Source organism: Pseudonocardia sp., from assembly GCF_050246655.1.
Taxonomy (GTDB): domain Bacteria; phylum Actinomycetota; class Actinomycetes; order Mycobacteriales; family Pseudonocardiaceae; genus Pseudonocardia.
Map to the genome: position 1 here is coordinate 1 of NZ_JBFWVQ010000047.1, position 16719 is coordinate 16719.

The window sequence follows — 16719 nt, forward strand, 5'->3', positions numbered from 1 at the left end:
GGACCAAGGGTCGCGATTTCGGGGGCTTGTCGATATCGCCGTGGGGGTCAGGGTCTGGTGACCGGGGGTAAGACCGGGCTTACCCCCGGGCTTACCCGGGGTGTGCCCGCCACCCGCTCCGCGCCCCGCGCCACCCGCCCCGCGCCCCCCGCTCCCGGTCCCGCCCGTGCCGCGGCCGCTCCCGGTCCCGCCCGTGCCGCGCGAACGGCACGTACGGGAGCTAGGTCTTCCCATACGGGCCGTTCGCGCGACTTCGGGGCGAGCAGCGCGCCCTCGGCGGTTGCACCCTGTGAGGGAACGACCACTTCCTGCTACGGACCGCGACGTCTCGTGGAGAAATCCCCGGTCGGGTGATCACCGGATCGGCTTGAACCTCACCGAGGTCGCAGCGCTGCGTGATGGCATTCCGCGCGTCGATCCGACGTGGAGGGGGAGAGTCGTGCGAGGTCAACTGCGGCGGGGCGGGCTGGCACTGGCGGCGGCAGCGGCCGTCGTCCTCACGGCGGGTGCCTACGCGCCCGCAGGTTCGGACACCACGCTGACCCCCGAGGTCGTCCCGATCGAGGCGCCGGAGATCCCGAACCCCCTGCGCGGCCAGTACATCTGGATCGCCAACCCGCCGGATCCCGCGGGCTGGCCCGTCCCCGACGTCTACTACCGCGACGAGATCCAGTGGGGCGGCGAGGTCGAGAGGCAGCGCGGCCACTACGACTTCGCCAAGTCGACCGCGGCCTCGCCGAGGCGGGCAGGCGCGGCGGGATCTTCGGGTTCCGTGTCATGGCGGCGTGCCCCGGATGCGGGGGGAACCTCGCGCCGAGCTACGTGGAGCGCCAGCCCGGCGGCCAGCCCGACTGGAACGACGAGACGTTCCTCGCCGGCTACACCGACCTCATGAAGGCCCTCGGCGCCCGCTACGACGGCGACCCGCGGCTGGGCTATGTCGACGTCGGTGGCTACGGATCCTGGGGCGAGTACCACACCTACGCCCTCGACGGCGACAAGATCAGCCGCGAGAACTCGAAGCGCCTCGTCAAGGCCGTGCTCGATGCCTTCCCGAGGACGTTCGTCCTCATGATGACCCCCGATGCCGAGCTGCTGCGCGACGCCATGGAGCTCTCCCCGCGCCTGGGCATCCGCGTGGACTGCGTGGGCGACGGCGGCTTCAGGGGTTCCCGCATCGACGACGTGCCGGCGGCGCTGGAGCGGTGGAAGACCGCGCCGTGGGTCGGGGAGTGGTGCGGCGGCAGCGACGCCGACAACCAGTACGAGCTCGGCCTGCAGCAGGTGCGCAGGTACCACATCGGCGCCCTGTCCAGCGCGAACTTCCCCGAGCGGGCCGCCGCCATGTCGCCCTCCCAGCGCACGGCGTTCGAGAAGGCCAACAAGGAGTCGGGCTACCGCTTCGTGCTGAGCTCCATGACCCTCGGACCGGCCGTCGCGGGCGCGCCGCTGACGGTGTCGTCGTCCTGGTCGAACGTCGGCGTCGCCCCCGCCTACCTGCCGTGGAACACGACGATCGAGCTGCGCGACCCCCGCTCGGACGTCGTCGTCTTCGCCGGGCGCTCCGCGGTCGACCTCGCGACGATGCTGCCCACCGGGGACAAGCCCGTCCAGGTGAAGGACACGTTCACGCTGCCCGCGACCGTCCCGGCGGGCTCCTACGACGTCCACGTGCGGGTCACGAGCCCGCGCAACTACCCCGGCCCGCTCCAGCTGGCCATCACCGGCCGGGAGCACGACGGCTCCTACCGCCTCGGCGCCCTGACCGTGACCGGGAGCGGCACTCAGGTGCTCGCGCCCGCCCCGGTGGCGGTGGCGGGCGCGGCGAGCTGAGGCCCCCGCAACGAGTGGCCCGTTCGTCCAACTCAGTGGGACGAACGGGCCGTTCGTCCGTGCTGGCGGAGAGGCGCCGGCTAGCGGCCGCGCAGCGCCTCCACCACCGCGCGGACCCGCGGATCGGTGCGCAGCTCCTCCAGGCTCACCGGCAGCGGGAGGCGCCAGTTCGGGTACTCGTCGACGGTCCCGGGCAGGTTCGGCTGGCGCGGCTCGCCGACCACGTCGTAGGGGGCGACGAGCACCAGCCGCGACCGCGACCGGGCCAGCAGCGCGTGCATCGCGAGGACGATCGCGTCCTCGTCGGGGTCGTCCCCGACGAGCCCTTCGGTGCGCAGCAGCGCCACCATCTCGGCCCGCTCGGCGCGGGCGCGCTCCTCCTCGGCCGGGACGTCGGACAGCAGCCCCAGCTCCGCCCGCGCCCGGACGTGCTCACCGCGCAGGAACCCCGGCGCCGTGGGCAGGTCGTGGGTCGACACGGTCGCCACCGACGACTCCGGCCACGCGCCCGGCGGGAGCAGAGGCTGCGCCGGGTCGTCCGGGTCCCGGGTGAACCACAACACCGACGAACCCAGCATGTTGCGCCGCCCCAGGCCCTCGGTGACCTCCGGCTCCACCGTCCCGAGATCCTCGCCGATCACCAGCGCCCCCGTCCGCGACGCCTCCAGCGTGAGGACGGCGAGCATGACGTCGGCGTCGTAGTGCACGTACGTGCCGCGGTCGGGTGTCTCGCCCGGCGGCACCCACCACAGCCGCCACAGCCCCGCGACGTGGTCGATCCGCAGCCCGTCCGCCTGGCGCACCAGGGCGCGCAGCAGGTCGCGGTAGGCGGCGTAGCCGGTGGCGTCGAGCCGGTCCGGACGCCACGGGGGCAGCCCCCAGTTCTGGCCCTGGCGGGAGAAGTCGTCCGGCGGCGCGCCGACGTTCACCCCGAGCGCGAGGACGTCCTGCAGCGCCCACGCGTCCGCGCCGTCCGGGTCGCAGCCGACGGCGAGGTCGTGGATCACCCGAACGCCCGCGGCCCGGCCGGCGTCGCGGGCCCGCGCCAGCTGCTCCTGCACTCGTTGCTGCACCCACGCGTGGAACGCGACCCGCGGTGCCAGCTCGCGTCGCGCCGCCGCGACGTCCGGGGCACCGGGATGGCGCAACCCGGGCGGCCAGGTGCTCCACCGGGCGCCGTGCCGCTCCGCGAGCGCGCAGAACGTCGCGAACTCGACGAGGTCCGGCGGACCGTCCGGCGCGGGACGGCCGTCGGCGTGCCACAGCAGCTCGAGTGCCGAGCGCTTCGCCGCCCACACGCGGTCGTGCTCGATGCGGGCGTGGGCGACCGGGCGCAGCGCGTCCACCTCGGCGCGGACGTCGGCGGGTGCGCGGTGGTAGGCGTCCAGATCGGTGACGCGCAGCGCGAGCGGCGTGCCGAACCGGCGGCTCGACGGCGTGTACGGCGACGGCTGCACCGGTGGCACCGGGGTGATCGCGTGCAGCGGGTTGAGCAGGACCGCGCCCGCACCGTCCGCGCCCGCCCAGCCGACGAGCTCGCGCAGGTCGCCGAGGTCGCCGATGCCCCACGACCCGGCCGAGTGCAGCGCGTAGAGCTGCAGCATCCAGCCCCAGCCGCGGTCCGGCGCGGCCAGCGACGGCGGTGCGACCACCACCGTCACCGCACGGTCCGCGAGCTCGAGCCGGTACCAGCCCGGCGCGAGCCCGGCCGGGATCGCACCTTCCACCGGGCGGCTCGTGCCGTCCTCGTCGATCAGGACGCCCGGGCCGGGCAGCGGGTACGGCGCGTCGGTGCGCACCGCGACCGTGCCCGGGAGCCGGACGTGCTCCCGCGCGCTCGCGAGCGCAGCGCGGCGGGCCGCGGGGGTGGCCGCGTCGACATCCAGGAGGCCGAGCACCCCGATCACCACGTCCGCGGCGATCCGGACCGGGCGCCGTTGCCCGTCCCGGTACCCCGTCGCCACCCCGTGTGCGGCGGCGAGCTCCGCGAGATCGGGGTCGAGCTCGTCGCTGACCATGGCGTCACCCTGGCAGACCGCCCGCCGGCATCCGGTCGGGGAGCTGGGACGATCTTGTCACCGGCCGTTCCCGACACGGGTGCAAGAGGCGGCGGGGGTGGTGATCGTGCTGCTAGCGTCCGTGATTCGCGGGATCCCCCGACTTCGCCGAGCACGCGGGAGCGGCACGTGAGTGAGCAAGGTCTGGCCGCGAGAGCCCTCGCGGCCCTGGTGCCGTCGCGGCGGCGGGCGAACGCCGCCTCCGTGCGGACGGTGGCCGATCTCGTCCGGGAACGGGAGCGGGCCGAGGCCGAGTTCGCCGCCCGAGGCGAGCCGGACCCGGCGCCGTCCGAAGAGGGCGGCCCCGCCACCGGCGCCGCCGCCGGGGACGCCGGTACGGGACCGGTCAGCGCCAGCCCGGTCGCCGCGGCGTCGCGTCCCCCCGTTGCCGCTTCCGTGCCCGCCGTGTCGCCGCTGGTCGCGCAGCGGATCGCCGAGACGCGCCGCGCCGCGCCGCGGATCGGCTGGGGGCCCCACGACGCGCCGGAGCCGGCCGCCGGCCTGGACCCGGTCGTCGCCTGGGACGGGGGCCGCGACGAGGACGACACGGACGGCACCACGGCGAACGGCACCGCGGCGAACGGCACCGCGGCGAACGGCACCACGGCGAACGGCACCACGGCGAACGGCACGGAGACGGGCGACGACGACGCGAGCGGTGACGGCGCGCCGGAGCCGGCCGCCACTGAGCCGATCACCGAGCCGACCACCGAGCCGACCACCGAGCCGACCACTGAGCCGACCCCCGACCGCGACACCGCACCCGTCCCGCCGGCCGAGTTCGCATTCGGTGCGGGGAGCGCGCCGACGGTGGGAGCCGAGGTCGCCGCGCCGGAGACGGACGCCGCGCCGGTCCGGGCCGCCGAGCCACCCGACTCCGGCGTCGCGACCGCCGTCGCGGAGGTCCCGGCCCCCACCGCGCCCGACCCGGCCCCGGACCCGGTGCCGCCTCAACCCGGTGCCTTCCCGACCAACGCCTTCCCGGCCAACGCCTTCCCGATCAACGTGGTCACGGCTGCGAACTCGGCCGCCCTGACCAGCGAGGCCGGCACCGTTCCGGGCCTCGTCGCCGGTGGCGCGCTCCAGCACTCCTCCGCCCGTGGCGCGCCACCGGCCCGCGCCGAGGCGGCGGCCCGCCGCCCGTCGGCCGTCCCCGCGCTGCTGTCCGACGCGGAGCTCCGGGAGGCGCTCGGGGAGGATCCGGACACCGAGGACGCCGAGCCGGAGCCGTCCGTCGTCGCGATGACGACGGCCTCGACGCGCCCGGCGCCGACCCCGCCCGTGCGGGCCGGTGCGCTCGCCCCGCCGTGGGTGCGCGCGGCGCTCATGGGCGCCGAGCCGCGGTCGAGCGCCACCCCGGAGCAGGCCGCCGCGACGCGGGCCCTGCGGCGCACGTTCGGCGTGCCGCAGGATCCGGGACCGGTGACGCTCGCCGGGGTCGAACCGGTCGCGGCGGTCGTGGTGCTCGCGGCGACGGCACCGGAAACCGCACCGGAGACGGCACCGGAGACGGCATCGAAGACGGCACCGGAGACGGCACCGGAGACGGCACAGGACCCCGCGCCGACGCCGGACCCGAAGCAGAAGCCGCGCCGTCCCACGCCCCGCACGCTGGTGGGTGCGCCGGTGCCGGTGCGCTACCGCGCTGTCCGCCGCGGCGGCGAGCCCGTCCCGGGCGCGGAGATCACCGCCGTGGACCGCACCGGTGTCACGGTGGTCGACGGCCTCGCGGGTCCGGACGGCCGCGGTCGGTTCGTGGTCCAGCAGCCCGGCCCGTACATCCTGGTGGGGGCGGCGCCCGGGTTCCAACCGGGCGCGGCAGCGGTGGACGCCGTCGCGGGCACGGTGGACGTGGACGTCCTGCTGGTGCGCTCGTCCTCGGTGGCGGGCACGGTGCGGCTGGACGGCGAGCCGGTGGGAGACGCGCAGGTCACGCTGGTGCAGGACGGCGAGGTCGTCGACATGGTGCAGGCCGACCGCACGGGTCGCTTCCGGGTCGCGGACCTCACGATCGGCGAGTACGCGCTGGCCGTCGCCGCGGAGGGATGCCCGCCGACGGTGATGGTGGTCGCGGTGGCGGACGAGACCGACCTGGCCTACGACGTCGATCTCGCCTCGCCCCCGTCATGATCGTCGACGGGTGCCTCCAGGGCGCTGGAGGCGTCGAGCTGTTCTGGCAGGGGTGGCTGCCCGAGGGTGAGCCGACGGCGATCCTGCTGGTGGCGCACGGCCTCGGGGAGCACTCCGGGCGCTACCGGACGGTCGTGGACACGCTGCTTCCCGACGGCTGGGCCGTGTACGGGCTGGACCACCGCGGCCACGGCCGTTCGGGCGGGCCACGGGCGCACATCGAGGACTACGACCACTGGCTCGCGGACTTCGACACGTTCCGCAAGGCCGTCGTGGCCCGCCATCCCGGCCTTCCGGTGTTCCTCCTGGGGCACAGCATGGGCGGCCAGATCGCGTTGGCCTACGCGCTGGACCACCAGGACGACCTCGCGGGCCTCGTGCTCTCGGCTCCCGCGCTCGCGAACACGTCGGTGCCGCGTCCCCTGCAGCAGGTGCTGAAGGGCGTGGCGCGGGTCGCGCCGACGCTGCGGCCCAAGGTGCTGGACCTCGACAAGATCAGCAAGGATCCGGAGATCGTCGCGGGCTACCACGCCGATCCGTACGTCTTCCACGGCAACGCCACCCTCGGCCTCGCCGCCGCGCTGCTGCGCCGCTTCGAGGACCTGCCGGACCGGGCCCGCGAGCTGCGGCTGCCGGTGCTGATCATGCACGGCACGGAGGACGCGCTGACCGATCCCGCCGGCAGCAGGCGCCTCGAGGCGACGTGCGGCTCGCCGGACCGGACCGTGCGCTACTACGACGGGCTGTGGCACGAGATCTTCCACGAGCCCGAGCGCGAGCGGCCCCTCGGCGATCTGCGGGGGTGGCTCGCCGCCCACCGCTGACTTCCCACAGTGTGGGACGGACTGGCACGGTGCTCGCCGCCTGGGCCACGATGCCTGTCGTGACGGCCGCGGTGTTCCTCACCCCGTTCTGGGGTCGTCGCCGTGCCGACCATTTCGACCAGTGCTGTCGCGCGAGCTGACCCGAGCCCCCCCGGTCCGCTCACGTCCACTGGAGTGCCCCCGTGCTTCTGCACGCCCCGCGCCTCGGCGCGCCCTCGTCCCTGCGCAGCCTCACCGAGCTGACCCGCCGGATCGCCGCCGAGGTGCGTGCCGGCCGCCACCCCGTCGAGGTCGATACGACGCAGCGCTGGTACCGGCGCCTGCGCATCGACGATCGGCTCGACGACTACCTCGACGTCTGGCTCATCGGCTGGGCGACCGACCAGAACACCCAGCTGCACGACCATGCGGGCTCGCTCGGCGCGCTCACTGTCGTCTCGGGCGGGCTCACCGAGCACCGCTGGGCGCCCTTCACCCGGCGGCTGCGCACCCGGACCCTCCCGGCGGGCCGCAGCGTCTCGTTCGCCCCGGGCCACGTGCACGACGTCGTCAACCACGCCCCGGCACCGGCGGTCAGCGTGCACGCCTACTCGCCGCCGCTCACCGCGATGTCGTACTACGCCGTCGAGCCGGCGGGCCTGCGCCGCACCGGCACCGTCCTCACGGAGGTGACCCCGGGATGACCACCGTCGACGAGCTCCTCGCCGCCGCCCGCGCCCGGCTGGACCGCGTCGATCCGCACCGCGCGGCCGAGCTGATCGCCGAAGGGGCCGTCCTCGTCGACACCCGGCCCGCGTGGCAGCGCGCCGAGGAGGGCGAGTTCGCGCACGCGCTCGTGATCGAACGCAACCACCTCGAATGGCGCCTGGACCCGGCCTCGGACGCCCGCGTCCCCGCGGCCGTCGACCACGACGTCGTCTGGATCGTCGCCTGCTCGGAGGGCTACAGCTCCAGCCTCGCCGCAGCGTCCCTGCAGGACCTGGGGCTGCACCGGGCCACCGATCTCGTCGGCGGATTCCGGGCCTGGCAGGCCGCCGGTCTCCCGCTACGACGTTCGGAGCAACCTGGTCCGGCCGCCGCATCCCCGACCGAGCTGGACCGTTGAACCGGTCAACCGGCGCGTCGGCGGACTGGGGAGCCCCCGCCGATGCGCCGGTTGATCCGTGTCAGGGCTTCGTGTCCGGTTCGGATCGTCCGGCGGACGGGGCCAGGCCCGTTGGGTGTGGCGGCCCGTTCGCCGGAACCCGGATCACCCGCCGGTGATCGGCTCGATCGTGAGGCCGACGAGCCCGTCGCGGTGCTTGCGGGCGTGGTGGCCGCAGAACAGCAGGTCGTTCCCGGACGGGAACACGACGCGCACCTGGGCCCGCGCGAAGCAGCGGTCGCAACGCTGCGCGGCGCTGCCGGTGTTCCAGCGGATCGGCGTGGTGGGTGCGGTCGGTGTCGTCATCGGGAGGCTCCCTTCCTGGTGCCGTCAGCGTGGCCCAGCAGGGATGCGCGCCGACATCGCTTTTCGGGGAGTGGGTCGTGGCGCCGCGGTGACACTTTCCTCACCGTCCGGCAACCCGCGAGGTGGACGTGAGCGTCGTCCGCGGCGAGTTCGCGCGCTCCCAACGGGCTCGTCACGACGGGGGAGCTGCGCGGCCGACGCACCTGCCGAGGTACTGGTCGCCGGTCCGCAACGGATCCACCCCGGCCTGCTGGTCCACCGCGACCGGTTCGCCGCCGGGGAGACGACCTCCCGCGCCGGGGTCGTGATGACGTCGCCCCTGCGCACGGCGTACGACCTCGCCCGGCGCGGGTCGCTCGTCGAGCGGGTCGTGGCCGTGGACGCCCTCGCCCGGATCGGGCGGTTCGGCCCGGACCTGCTGCTGAACTTCGCCCGCCGCTACGCCGGCACCCGCGGCAACGACGGGATCTTCGAGGTGCTGAGCCACGCGGACCGCCGGGCCGGATCGCCGATGGAGAGCCGGCTGCGGATGCTGCTGGTCCTCGGCGGGCTCCCGCGGCCCGAGGCGCAGTGGCCGGTCGCGCGGGCCCTGGACGCCGCGAGGTGGACGTGAGCGTCGTCCAGACGCCACCGGACAGCGCTCACGTCGGTCTCGCGCGTCAGAGGTCGTCCAGCGCCTTCTGGATCCGCTTGACCGAGATCGGGTAGCGCGTCCGCATCGGGTGGGCGTACAGCGACACGCGCAGCTCCTCGACCATCCAGCCGATCTCGCGCAGGGCGGCGGAGGGGTCCGTGCCGGGCGGCACGGCGGCGAGCTCCGCGGCGTACTCGTCCGCGACTGAGCGGACCTGCGCGGTCCAGCCGGCGTCGCGGGCGGGATCGGCGCGCAGCTTCTCGATCCGGCGCTCGACGGCCTGCAGGTAGCGGGTCACGTCACCGAGCCGGGCGGCCCCCGCCACCGTGACGAAGCGGGGCCCGACCAGGGCGTCCACCTGCGCCGTGACGTCGGCCCGGCCAGCGGCGAGGACGGGCGCGCGCAGGTCGGCGAGCTGGGCCTGCACCCGGTGCCACACGACGAGAACGGCCCGGACCGTGTCGAGCACCTGCAGCGTCGTGGACGGCAGCCGCATCGTGAACAGCTTCGCCTGGCGCGCGAAGCCTGTCTCGTCCCAGCACGGTCCGCCCGCGGCGTCGACCAGCGCATCCGCGGCGGCGGTGACGCAGTCCTCGATCAGGGCCGTGACGGAGCCGTGCGGGTTGCGGGAGAGCGTCAGCTTCGCGTCGTTGTCGAGCCCGCGCTGCACCTGCCTCGCGGGCGACGGCGTGGCGAGCAGGAGCAGCCGCCGGACGCCGCGGCGGTGCGCGGCGTCGCGCTCGGCGGCGGTGGGGAACACCCGGACGTCGACGGTGGCGCCGCGGTCCACGAGCCCCGGATAGCCCGTGACGACATGCGTGCCGCGGCGGATGGCGTGCTCACGCGGGAGGGCGCCGATCGACCACGACGTGAGCCCCGTGCGCTCGATCCCCCGGCCTGCGGCCGCGATCTCGTCGCGGACCTTCGGGGCGAGCTTCTCCCGGAGGACGGCCAGGTCCGTGCCGCGGGCGAGCTCGGTGCCCGCCTCGTCCAGCACCCGGAACGTGACCGCGAGGTGCTCGGGCAGCCGCTCCAGCTCCCACGCCTCCCGGGGGATGTGGACGCCGCGCATCCGGCCGAGCTCGCGCTCCAGGCCGTCGAGGAGCGGTTCGCCGCCCGCGTCGAGCCGGGACAGGACGGCGCGGGCGTGGTCCGGCGCGGGCGCGAACTCGCGGCGCAGGTTCTTCGGCAGCGTCCTGATCAGCGCGGTCACCAGCTCCTCGCGCAGCCCCGGCACCTGCCAGGTGAACGGCGTGGGATCGACCTGGTGCAGCGCCGCGACCGGGACGTCCACCGTGACGCCGTCCGTGTGGTGGCCGGGCTCGAACGCGTAGGACAGCGGCAGCGTGAGCCCGCCCGCCTCGACGTGGTCGGGGTACGCGTCGCGGTCGACGCCCGCGGCGGCGTCCGTGACGAGCTGCTCCGCCGTGAGGTCCAGCAGACCGGGGTCGCGCCGGGACTCCTTGCGCCACCAGGAGTCGAAGTGCCGCCCGGACACGACGGACGCGGGGATCCGCTCGTCGTAGAAGGCGACGAGGGCGTCCTCGTCCACGACGAGGTCGCGGCGGCGGGCCCTGTGCTCCAGGTCCTCGGCGTCGTCGAGCAGCTCCCGGTTGCGGTGGAAGAAGCCGTGGCGGGTGTCCCAGTCGCCCTCCACCAGGGCGTGGCGGATGAACAGGTCCCGCGCCAGCTCCGGGTCGATCCGGCCGAGATCGACGGCGCGTCCGACGACGACCGGGATCCCGTGCAGCGTCACCCGCTCGGTGGCGACGGCCCCGGCGCGGCGGCGCGACCAGTGCGGCTCGGAGTACGTCCGCTTCACCAGGTGCCCGGCGAGTGGCTCGATCCACTCCGGCTGGATCCGGGCGACCGTGCGCGCGAACAGCCGGGAGGTCTCCACCAGCTCGGCGGCCATCACCCAGCGCGGCGGGCGCTTCGCGAGCGGCGAGCCCGGGAAGATCAGGAAACGCGCGCCGCGGGCGCCGAGGTACTCGCGGGACCGGTCGCGCCTGCCGGTGGGGGCGCCGCGGCGGTCCGGACCCTCGTCGAGCAGGCCGATCTGGGAGAGCAGCCCGGACAGCAGCGCCTGGTGGACGCGGTCGGGGTCCGCTGCGGCGCTGAGGTCGTTCTCGTGCAGGCCGGCGGCGCGTGCGGCCTGGCGGAGCTGGCCGTGCAGGTCCTGCCACTCGCGGATGCGCAGGACGTGCAGGAACTCGTCGCGGCACAGCCGCCTGAAGCGGTTGCCCGACAGCGCCTGGCGCTGCCGTCCGAGGTAGGTCCAGAGGTTGTGCAGCGCGAGGAAGTCCGACGCCGCGGCGGGGTAGCCGTCCGCGCCGCCGTCGGGGGCGCCGGGCACGCCCGCGGAGAACCGGGCGTGCGCGGCATCGGCGACCTGGCGCTGCTCGGTGGGCCGCTCGCGCGGATCCTGCACGGACAGCGCCGCCGCGATGACGAGCACCTCGCGCAGGCAGCCCGTCCGGTCCGCCTCGACCAGCATGCGGCCCAGCCGCGGATCGACGGGCAGCGCGGCGAGTGCGCGTCCCGTGGCCGTCAGCGTGCGGCCCCGGGGCGCGCCGCGCACCTCGGTCGCCTGCTCCTCCGCGAGCGCGCCGAGCTCCTGCAGCAGGGCCAGGCCGTCGCCGACACTGCGCGCGTCCGGCGGATCGACGAACGGGAAGGTCGCGAGGTCGTCACCGAGCCCGAGGGAGATCATCTGCAGGATGACCGACGCCAGGTTCGTGCGCAGGATCTCCGGTTCGGTGAACTCCGGGCGTGCGTCGAAGTCGTCCTCCGCGTAGAGGCGGATGCACACGCCGTCCGCGACGCGGCCGCAGCGGCCGGCGCGCTGGTTCGCGCTGGCCTGGCTGATCTTCTCGATCGGCAGCCGCTGCACCTTGAGCCGCCGCGAGTAGCGGGAGATGCGCGCGGTGCCGGTGTCGACGACGTAGCGGATCCCGGGGACCGTCAGCGATGTCTCGGCGACGTTCGTGGCGAGCACGATCCGCCGGCGGTGTCGTCCCCCCGGGGAGGGCGGCGCGAACACGCGGTGCTGCTCGGCGGCCGACAGGCGCGAGTACAGCGGGAGGATCTCGATGTCCGACCACAGGCCGGTGAGCGCCTCGGCCGCCTCGCGGATCTCCCGCTCCCCGGGCAGGAACACCAGCACGTCCCCCGGCCCCTCGCGGCGCAGCTCCTCCACGGCGTCCGCGATGGCGTCGAGCGGGTCGCGGTCGGGATCGGGATCGGCGTCGGGGTCGACGACGGGCCGGTAGCGCATCTCGACCGGGTAGCTCCGCCCGGAGATCTCGACGACCGGGGCGTCGAAATGGGCGGCGAAGCGCTCCGAGTCGATCGTCGCCGAGGTGATGACCACCTTGAGGTCGGGGCGCCGCGGCAGCAGGCGGGCGAGGTAGCCGAGGATGAAGTCGATGTTGAGGCTGCGCTCGTGGGCCTCGTCGATGATCAGGGTGTCGTAGCGGCGCAGCATCCGGTCGCCCGCGAGCTCGGCCAGCAGGATGCCGTCCGTCATGAGCTTGACCAGCGTGTTCTCGCCGACGTGGTCGGTGAAGCGCACCTTCCAGCCGACGGCGTCGCCGAGCTCGGTGCCCAGCTCCTCGGCGATCCGCGCGGCGACGGTGCGCGCTGCGAGCCGCCGCGGCTGGGTGTGCCCGATCATCCCGCGCACGCCGCGGCCCAGCTCCAGGCAGATCTTCGGGATCTGGGTCGTCTTCCCCGAGCCGGTCTCGCCCGCGACGATCACCACCTGGTGATCGCGGATCGCTGCCGCGATGTCCGCGCGGCGGGCGCTGACGGGCAGCTCGGCGGGATAGCGGACAGCAGGCACCGCGGCGGCGCGGCGCCGGACCTGCTCCTCGGTGAACGCCGGGACGTCCCGCGGCGCGCCACGGCGGCGCGGCCGACGGCTTCGGGAAGGCGCCGCGGTGGTGGACATCGTGCTGTCGAGTGTGCCTTTCGGGCGTCTCAGGCCGAGCGCAGGGTCGGGGTGATCTCGTCCGGCCGGGGCTCGTCCGCGGCCGGGTGCTCCACCAGCGCCAGCACGCGGTTCGCGAGGAACCGCGCCGTCCGGACCACCGTCCCGCCACGGGTGACCTCCGCGACCTCGACGACGCCGCGCCCGTGCGTGATCACCACCTTGCGGCCCGCGCGGGTCGCGGTGATCTCGTAGGTCTTCGTGGTGCCGCTTCCGGCGTCGATGACGATCTCTACCCGGTCGCCCCTCATGGCTCGCCCCTCGGAGTGGGAATGGGTGTCCGAGCCGAACGCCGGTCGCCTCGCGGCGCGTGGCACGCCGCGGCTTCAGCCGAACGATCGTCCGCGGCGGCGTTTCTGTTGTGAGACCCGGGGACACGGTGCGCCCGGCTCGGACAGTCCGTACAACGGCGTGGCGTGGCGATTGATTCCCGGGGGTGTGCGGGTGGCGGGCGCGGCTGCGTTCTAGCGGGGCAGCGAGTTCCCGTCCGGTCCCTCGGTGCGCGAGAGCCGCTTCGCGAAGCAGTCGTCCGCGGCGAACCGCTCCTGCTCGCACCACGCGTTCGCGCCGTCCGCCGTGTCGAACGTGACCGGCACCAGCGTCACCCAGAAGCCGGGCGAGCGGAAGCTCGTGAAGTCCTGCGAGCGCACCAGGACCGCGTCCGGGTAGCGCGCCGCGGTGGCCTGGAAGTCGGCGAGGATCCGCTGCTCGTCGAAGGTGACGCCGTCCACCACCAGGCCGACCGACTTCGCCGACACCTGCGGCACCCACTTCCCGATCAGCGTCTCCGCCGTCGCCGCGTCGCCCGCCTGCTGCGCCTGGAGCTGGGCGGCGGGTGTGGCGGGCACGGTCGGGGTCGCCGTCGGGGTGCCGGCTGGCGGCTGCCCGGACGGCACGCCGGTGCGGTCGGTCAGCACGACGAGGCCGAGCACCGCCATCAGGCCGACGACCACGCCGATCCCCGCTGCCGCCAGCCACGCCGTCGCGGAGTGCCCGGTGCGCTTGCGCGCGATCTCGACCGGCGCGGCCACGGCGACGCCGTGCCCGGTGGTCGGGTCGACCTGCACGGGCTGCGCGACGGTCACCTGCGCCAGCACGCGGCCCCCGGAGACCTGCGCGGCCTCGATCCACAGGGCGTCCCGCTGCTGCAGCGGCCGGCGCCACACCACCGCATGGGTGCCGTCGGGGCTTCCGCCCAGCGTGGCGAGCCGGTGTGGCACCTCGGCGTCGAGCAGGTCGACCCACTCGCCGTCCTGAACCAGCACCGGGCTGAGCGGGCGGTCCAGCCCGAGGACGAACTCGAGCCAGCTCCGAGCCCATCCCTGCAGGTCCACCGCCGCGCCCGTCACCGTCCGAGTGCCTCGAGCACACCGTCGGTGAACGGCGGCCAGGCATCGACCGCCCACGGGCCGAAGTCCCGGTCCGTCAGCACCACGCAGGCCGCACCGGCGTCCGGATCGACCCACAGGAACGTCCCGGCCTGGCCGAAGTGCCCGAACGTCCGCGGCGAGCTGCCCGCACCCGTCCAGTGCGGGGACTTGCCGTCGCGCAGCTCGAACCCCAGCCCCCAGTCGCACGGCTTCTGACGGCCGTAGCCGGGCAGCACCCCGTCCAGGCCGGGGAACGCGACCGTCACCGCCTCGGCCAATGTCGAGAGGTGCACCAGCGTCGGCGCCTGCAGCTCCGCGGCGAACCGGGCCAGGTCCGCGCACGTGGCCACCACGTCCGCGGCGCACGAGCCCTCCAGCCGGGTGGCCGCCATGCCCAGCGGAGCGCACACCCCCTCGTGCAGGTAGTCCGCGAACGGCATCCCCGTCGCGGCCGCCACCGTGTCGCCCAGCACCTCGAACCCGGCGTTCGAGTAGATCCGCCGCCGCCCCGGCGCGGCCTGTACCACCGCCTCGGAGAACGACAGCCCCGATGCGTGCGCGGCGAGGTGACGGACCGTCGATCCCTCCGGGCCCGCCGGGGTGTCCCACTCGACGGCGCCCTCCTCGACGGCCAGCAGCACGGCGTAGGCGGTGAGCAGCTTCGTCACCGATGCCAGCCGGAACGGCCGCTCCTGCTCGCCCACTGCCGCGAGGAGCGTCCCGTCGGCGGCGACGACGGCCGACGCGGCGTGCGGCACCGGCCAGTCCAGGACCCGCCCCGCGGCCTTCGGGACGGTCGTGCCGACCTCAGGCATCGCCGTAGACCGGGATCGCGGCCCCGCTCACCGGGCTCGAGTCCGGCCCGCACAGGAACGCGATCACCTTCGCGATGGCGCTCGGAGCCACCGCCCGGGAAGCGAGGTCCGGCGACATCCAGGTGCGGTTGGCCGGGGTGTCGATCACCGACGGCAGCACGGCGTTCACCCGGATCCGTTGCGGGCGCAGCTCGTCGGCGAGCAGCGACGTGAGCCGGACGACGGCCGCCTTGCTCGTCGCGTGCGCCACCGGCCCCGGGCCCGTCACGGCCGTCTTGGACCCGACCGTCACCACCGCCCCGCCGCCGCGCGCCGCGAACCGCGGCGCCGCCGCCTGCACGCACCACAGCACGGCGCCGAAGTTCGAGCCGAACAGGCTCCCCAGCATCGCCTCGTCGACGTCCGCGAGCGCCCCGGGCGTGAACCCGCCCGCCAGGCACACCAGCGCTGCCGGCTCCACCGGCAGCGCGTCCACCGCGGCGAACGCCGCCTGCACCGCGGCGCGGCTGCCGAGGTCGACCGGGACCGGGTGCACGCCCTCCCGGGTGCCGAGGGCGTCGAGGCGCTCGCCCGGCCGGTCCAGCGCGACGACCGGACGCCCGGCGCCCAGGAACTCGTCGACGACGGCGTGCCCGAGGGCGCCCGCAGCGCCCGTCATGAGGACGGCCGTGTGATCGGAGGTATCGGCGGTCACCCGGCCATCCTGCCGCGTGACCGGCCGTGCCGGGCGCACCCGGGGTGGGTGGTGTCGGGGAGCGGCGCTGTGACGGGGTCGAGCGCGCGGCCAGACTGGCGCGCGTGGCGGAGATCAGGGTCGGCACGTCGGGGTGGCGCTACCCGCCGTGGCGAGGTGCGTTCTACCCGCCGGGCCTTCCGCAGCGCCGGGAGCTCGAGTACCTGTCACGGCGCGTGACGAGCATCGAGATCAACGGGTCGTTCTACGCGCTGCAGCGGCCGGACCACTACCGCGCCTGGGCGGCGCAGACTCCGGACGGCTTCGTCTTCGCCGTCAAGGGCCCCCGGTTCGTCACGCACCTGAAGCAGCTGCGGGACGTCCGGGTGCCGGTGGCCAACTTCCTCGCCTCTGGCGTGCTCGCGCTCGGCCCGAAGCTCGGTCCCCTGCTGTGGCAGCTGCCGCCGCGGATGCGGTTCGACGCGCAGCGGCTCGCGGCGTTCCTCGACCTGCTGCCCCGCACGACCGCAGGGGCCGCGGCGCTGGCCGTCGAGCACGACGAGCGGCTCGAGTTCCGCGCGCTCGTCGAGACCGACGCCGACCGCCCGCTGCGCCACGCCCTCGAGGTGCGTCACGAGAGCTTCCGCGACCCCGCGGTGCCGGAGTTGCTGCGCCGCCACGGCGTGGCGCTCGTGCTCGCCGACTCGGCCGGGACGTGGCCGGTGTTCGACGAGGTCACGGCCGGGTTCGTCTACGTCCGGCTGCACGGTGCGGACGAGCTCTACGCGAGCGGCTACACCGATGCCGCCCTCGACAGTTGGGCCGCGCGGGTGCGGGGCTGGCGTGACGGCGGGCGCGACGTGTTCGTCTACTTCGACAACGACGCCAAGGTGCACGCGCCGCGCGACGCGACGTCCCTGCTGCGGCGGCTGGCCTGAGCGC

14 protein-coding genes are annotated in these 16719 nt (G+C 75.1%); 7 read left to right on the top strand and 7 right to left on the bottom strand.

The features are described 5' to 3' along the window. Positions 1-777 precede the first annotated feature (777 nt). Positions 778-1833 carry a DUF4832 domain-containing protein gene (locus AB7J25_RS16440; RefSeq protein WP_428509904.1) on the top strand — a complete coding sequence of 352 codons (1056 nt, stop codon included), beginning with the start codon at positions 778-780 and terminating at the stop codon, positions 1831-1833. 80 nt (positions 1834-1913) lie between these two features. On the opposite strand, the gene malQ is transcribed toward AB7J25_RS16440, so the two are convergent. After that, on the bottom strand, positions 1914-3851 hold the full coding sequence (gene malQ / locus AB7J25_RS16445) for a 4-alpha-glucanotransferase (RefSeq protein ID WP_428509906.1): 1938 nt from the start codon (positions 3849-3851) through the stop codon (positions 1914-1916). A 168-nt stretch (positions 3852-4019) separates the two neighbouring features. Between malQ and AB7J25_RS16450 the strand changes: the two genes are divergently transcribed. From AB7J25_RS16450 to AB7J25_RS16465, 4 genes are all read left to right on the top strand, one after another. Further along, positions 4020-6020 (top strand): carboxypeptidase regulatory-like domain-containing protein, encoded by a 2001-nt coding sequence (locus AB7J25_RS16450; protein WP_428509908.1) that lies wholly within the window; start codon positions 4020-4022, stop codon positions 6018-6020. Next, positions 6017-6844 (top strand): alpha/beta hydrolase, encoded by an 828-nt coding sequence (locus AB7J25_RS16455; RefSeq protein ID WP_428509910.1) that lies wholly within the window; start codon positions 6017-6019, stop codon positions 6842-6844. Before AB7J25_RS16450 ends, AB7J25_RS16455 begins: the two co-directional genes overlap by 4 nt. A gap of 182 nt (positions 6845-7026) precedes the next feature. Next, positions 7027-7527 carry a cysteine dioxygenase gene (locus AB7J25_RS16460; RefSeq protein WP_428509912.1) on the top strand — a complete coding sequence of 167 codons (501 nt, stop codon included), beginning with the start codon at positions 7027-7029 and terminating at the stop codon, positions 7525-7527. After that, positions 7524-7949, top strand: a complete 426-nt coding sequence (locus AB7J25_RS16465) for a rhodanese-like domain-containing protein (RefSeq protein WP_428509914.1) — start codon at positions 7524-7526, stop codon at positions 7947-7949. Before AB7J25_RS16460 ends, AB7J25_RS16465 begins: the two co-directional genes overlap by 4 nt. A 144-nt stretch (positions 7950-8093) precedes the next feature. On the opposite strand, the gene AB7J25_RS16470 is transcribed toward AB7J25_RS16465, so the two are convergent. Continuing rightward, positions 8094-8294 (bottom strand): DUF7455 domain-containing protein, encoded by a 201-nt coding sequence (locus AB7J25_RS16470; RefSeq protein WP_428509916.1) that lies wholly within the window; start codon positions 8292-8294, stop codon positions 8094-8096. Positions 8295-8601: 307 nt separating this feature from the next. On the opposite strand from AB7J25_RS16470, the gene AB7J25_RS16475 reads away from it, so the two are divergent. Further along, positions 8602-8907 carry a hypothetical protein gene (locus AB7J25_RS16475; RefSeq protein WP_428509918.1) on the top strand — a complete coding sequence of 102 codons (306 nt, stop codon included), beginning with the start codon at positions 8602-8604 and terminating at the stop codon, positions 8905-8907. A 46-nt stretch (positions 8908-8953) separates the two neighbouring features. Here AB7J25_RS16475 and hrpA read toward each other — a convergent pair whose 3' ends face one another. From hrpA to AB7J25_RS16500, 5 genes are all read right to left on the bottom strand, one after another. Continuing rightward, positions 8954-12880, bottom strand: coding sequence for an ATP-dependent RNA helicase HrpA (gene hrpA / locus AB7J25_RS16480; protein ID WP_428509920.1), 3927 nt, complete (start codon positions 12878-12880; stop codon positions 8954-8956). Between the two features lie 29 nt (positions 12881-12909). Beyond that, a complete protein-coding gene (locus AB7J25_RS16485) occupies positions 12910-13170 on the bottom strand; it encodes a hypothetical protein (protein ID WP_428509922.1) in 261 nt (86 codons plus the stop codon). A gap of 213 nt (positions 13171-13383) precedes the next feature. Continuing rightward, positions 13384-14268 carry a hypothetical protein gene (locus AB7J25_RS16490; RefSeq protein WP_428509924.1) on the bottom strand — a complete coding sequence of 295 codons (885 nt, stop codon included), beginning with the start codon at positions 14266-14268 and terminating at the stop codon, positions 13384-13386. Further along, positions 14265-15104 (bottom strand): serine hydrolase domain-containing protein, encoded by an 840-nt coding sequence (locus AB7J25_RS16495; protein WP_428509926.1) that lies wholly within the window; start codon positions 15102-15104, stop codon positions 14265-14267. Before AB7J25_RS16495 ends, AB7J25_RS16490 begins: the two co-directional genes overlap by 4 nt. After that, positions 15097-15798, bottom strand: coding sequence for an SDR family NAD(P)-dependent oxidoreductase (locus AB7J25_RS16500; protein ID WP_428509928.1), 702 nt, complete (start codon positions 15796-15798; stop codon positions 15097-15099). Before AB7J25_RS16500 ends, AB7J25_RS16495 begins: the two co-directional genes overlap by 8 nt. Before the next feature lie 95 nt (positions 15799-15893). On the opposite strand from AB7J25_RS16500, the gene AB7J25_RS16505 reads away from it, so the two are divergent. Next, the gene (locus AB7J25_RS16505; RefSeq protein WP_428509976.1) at positions 15894-16715 is read left to right on the top strand and encodes a DUF72 domain-containing protein; all 822 of its coding nucleotides are present in this window, start codon (positions 15894-15896) and stop codon (positions 16713-16715) included. The last annotated feature ends 4 nt before the right edge of the window (positions 16716-16719 follow it).

Bases quoted from the DNA above. Each gene is read 5' to 3' on its own strand.
- AB7J25_RS16470 (WP_428509916.1), bottom strand. From the start codon at position 8,294: ATGACGACACCGACCGCACCCACCACGCCGATCCGCTGGAACACCGGC.
- malQ (WP_428509906.1), bottom strand. From the start codon at position 3,851: ATGGTCAGCGACGAGCTCGACCCCGATCTCGCGGAGCTCGCCGCCGCA.
- AB7J25_RS16440 (WP_428509904.1), top strand. From the start codon at position 778: ATGGCGGCGTGCCCCGGATGCGGGGGGAACCTCGCGCCGAGCTACGTG.
- AB7J25_RS16485 (WP_428509922.1), bottom strand. From the start codon at position 13,170: ATGAGGGGCGACCGGGTAGAGATCGTCATCGACGCCGGAAGCGGCACC.
- AB7J25_RS16495 (WP_428509926.1), bottom strand. From the start codon at position 15,104: ATGCCTGAGGTCGGCACGACCGTCCCGAAGGCCGCGGGGCGGGTCCTG.
- AB7J25_RS16465 (WP_428509914.1), top strand. From the start codon at position 7,524: ATGACCACCGTCGACGAGCTCCTCGCCGCCGCCCGCGCCCGGCTGGAC.
- AB7J25_RS16455 (WP_428509910.1), top strand. From the start codon at position 6,017: ATGATCGTCGACGGGTGCCTCCAGGGCGCTGGAGGCGTCGAGCTGTTC.
- hrpA (WP_428509920.1), bottom strand. From the start codon at position 12,880: ATGTCCACCACCGCGGCGCCTTCCCGAAGCCGTCGGCCGCGCCGCCGT.
- AB7J25_RS16475 (WP_428509918.1), top strand. From the start codon at position 8,602: ATGACGTCGCCCCTGCGCACGGCGTACGACCTCGCCCGGCGCGGGTCG.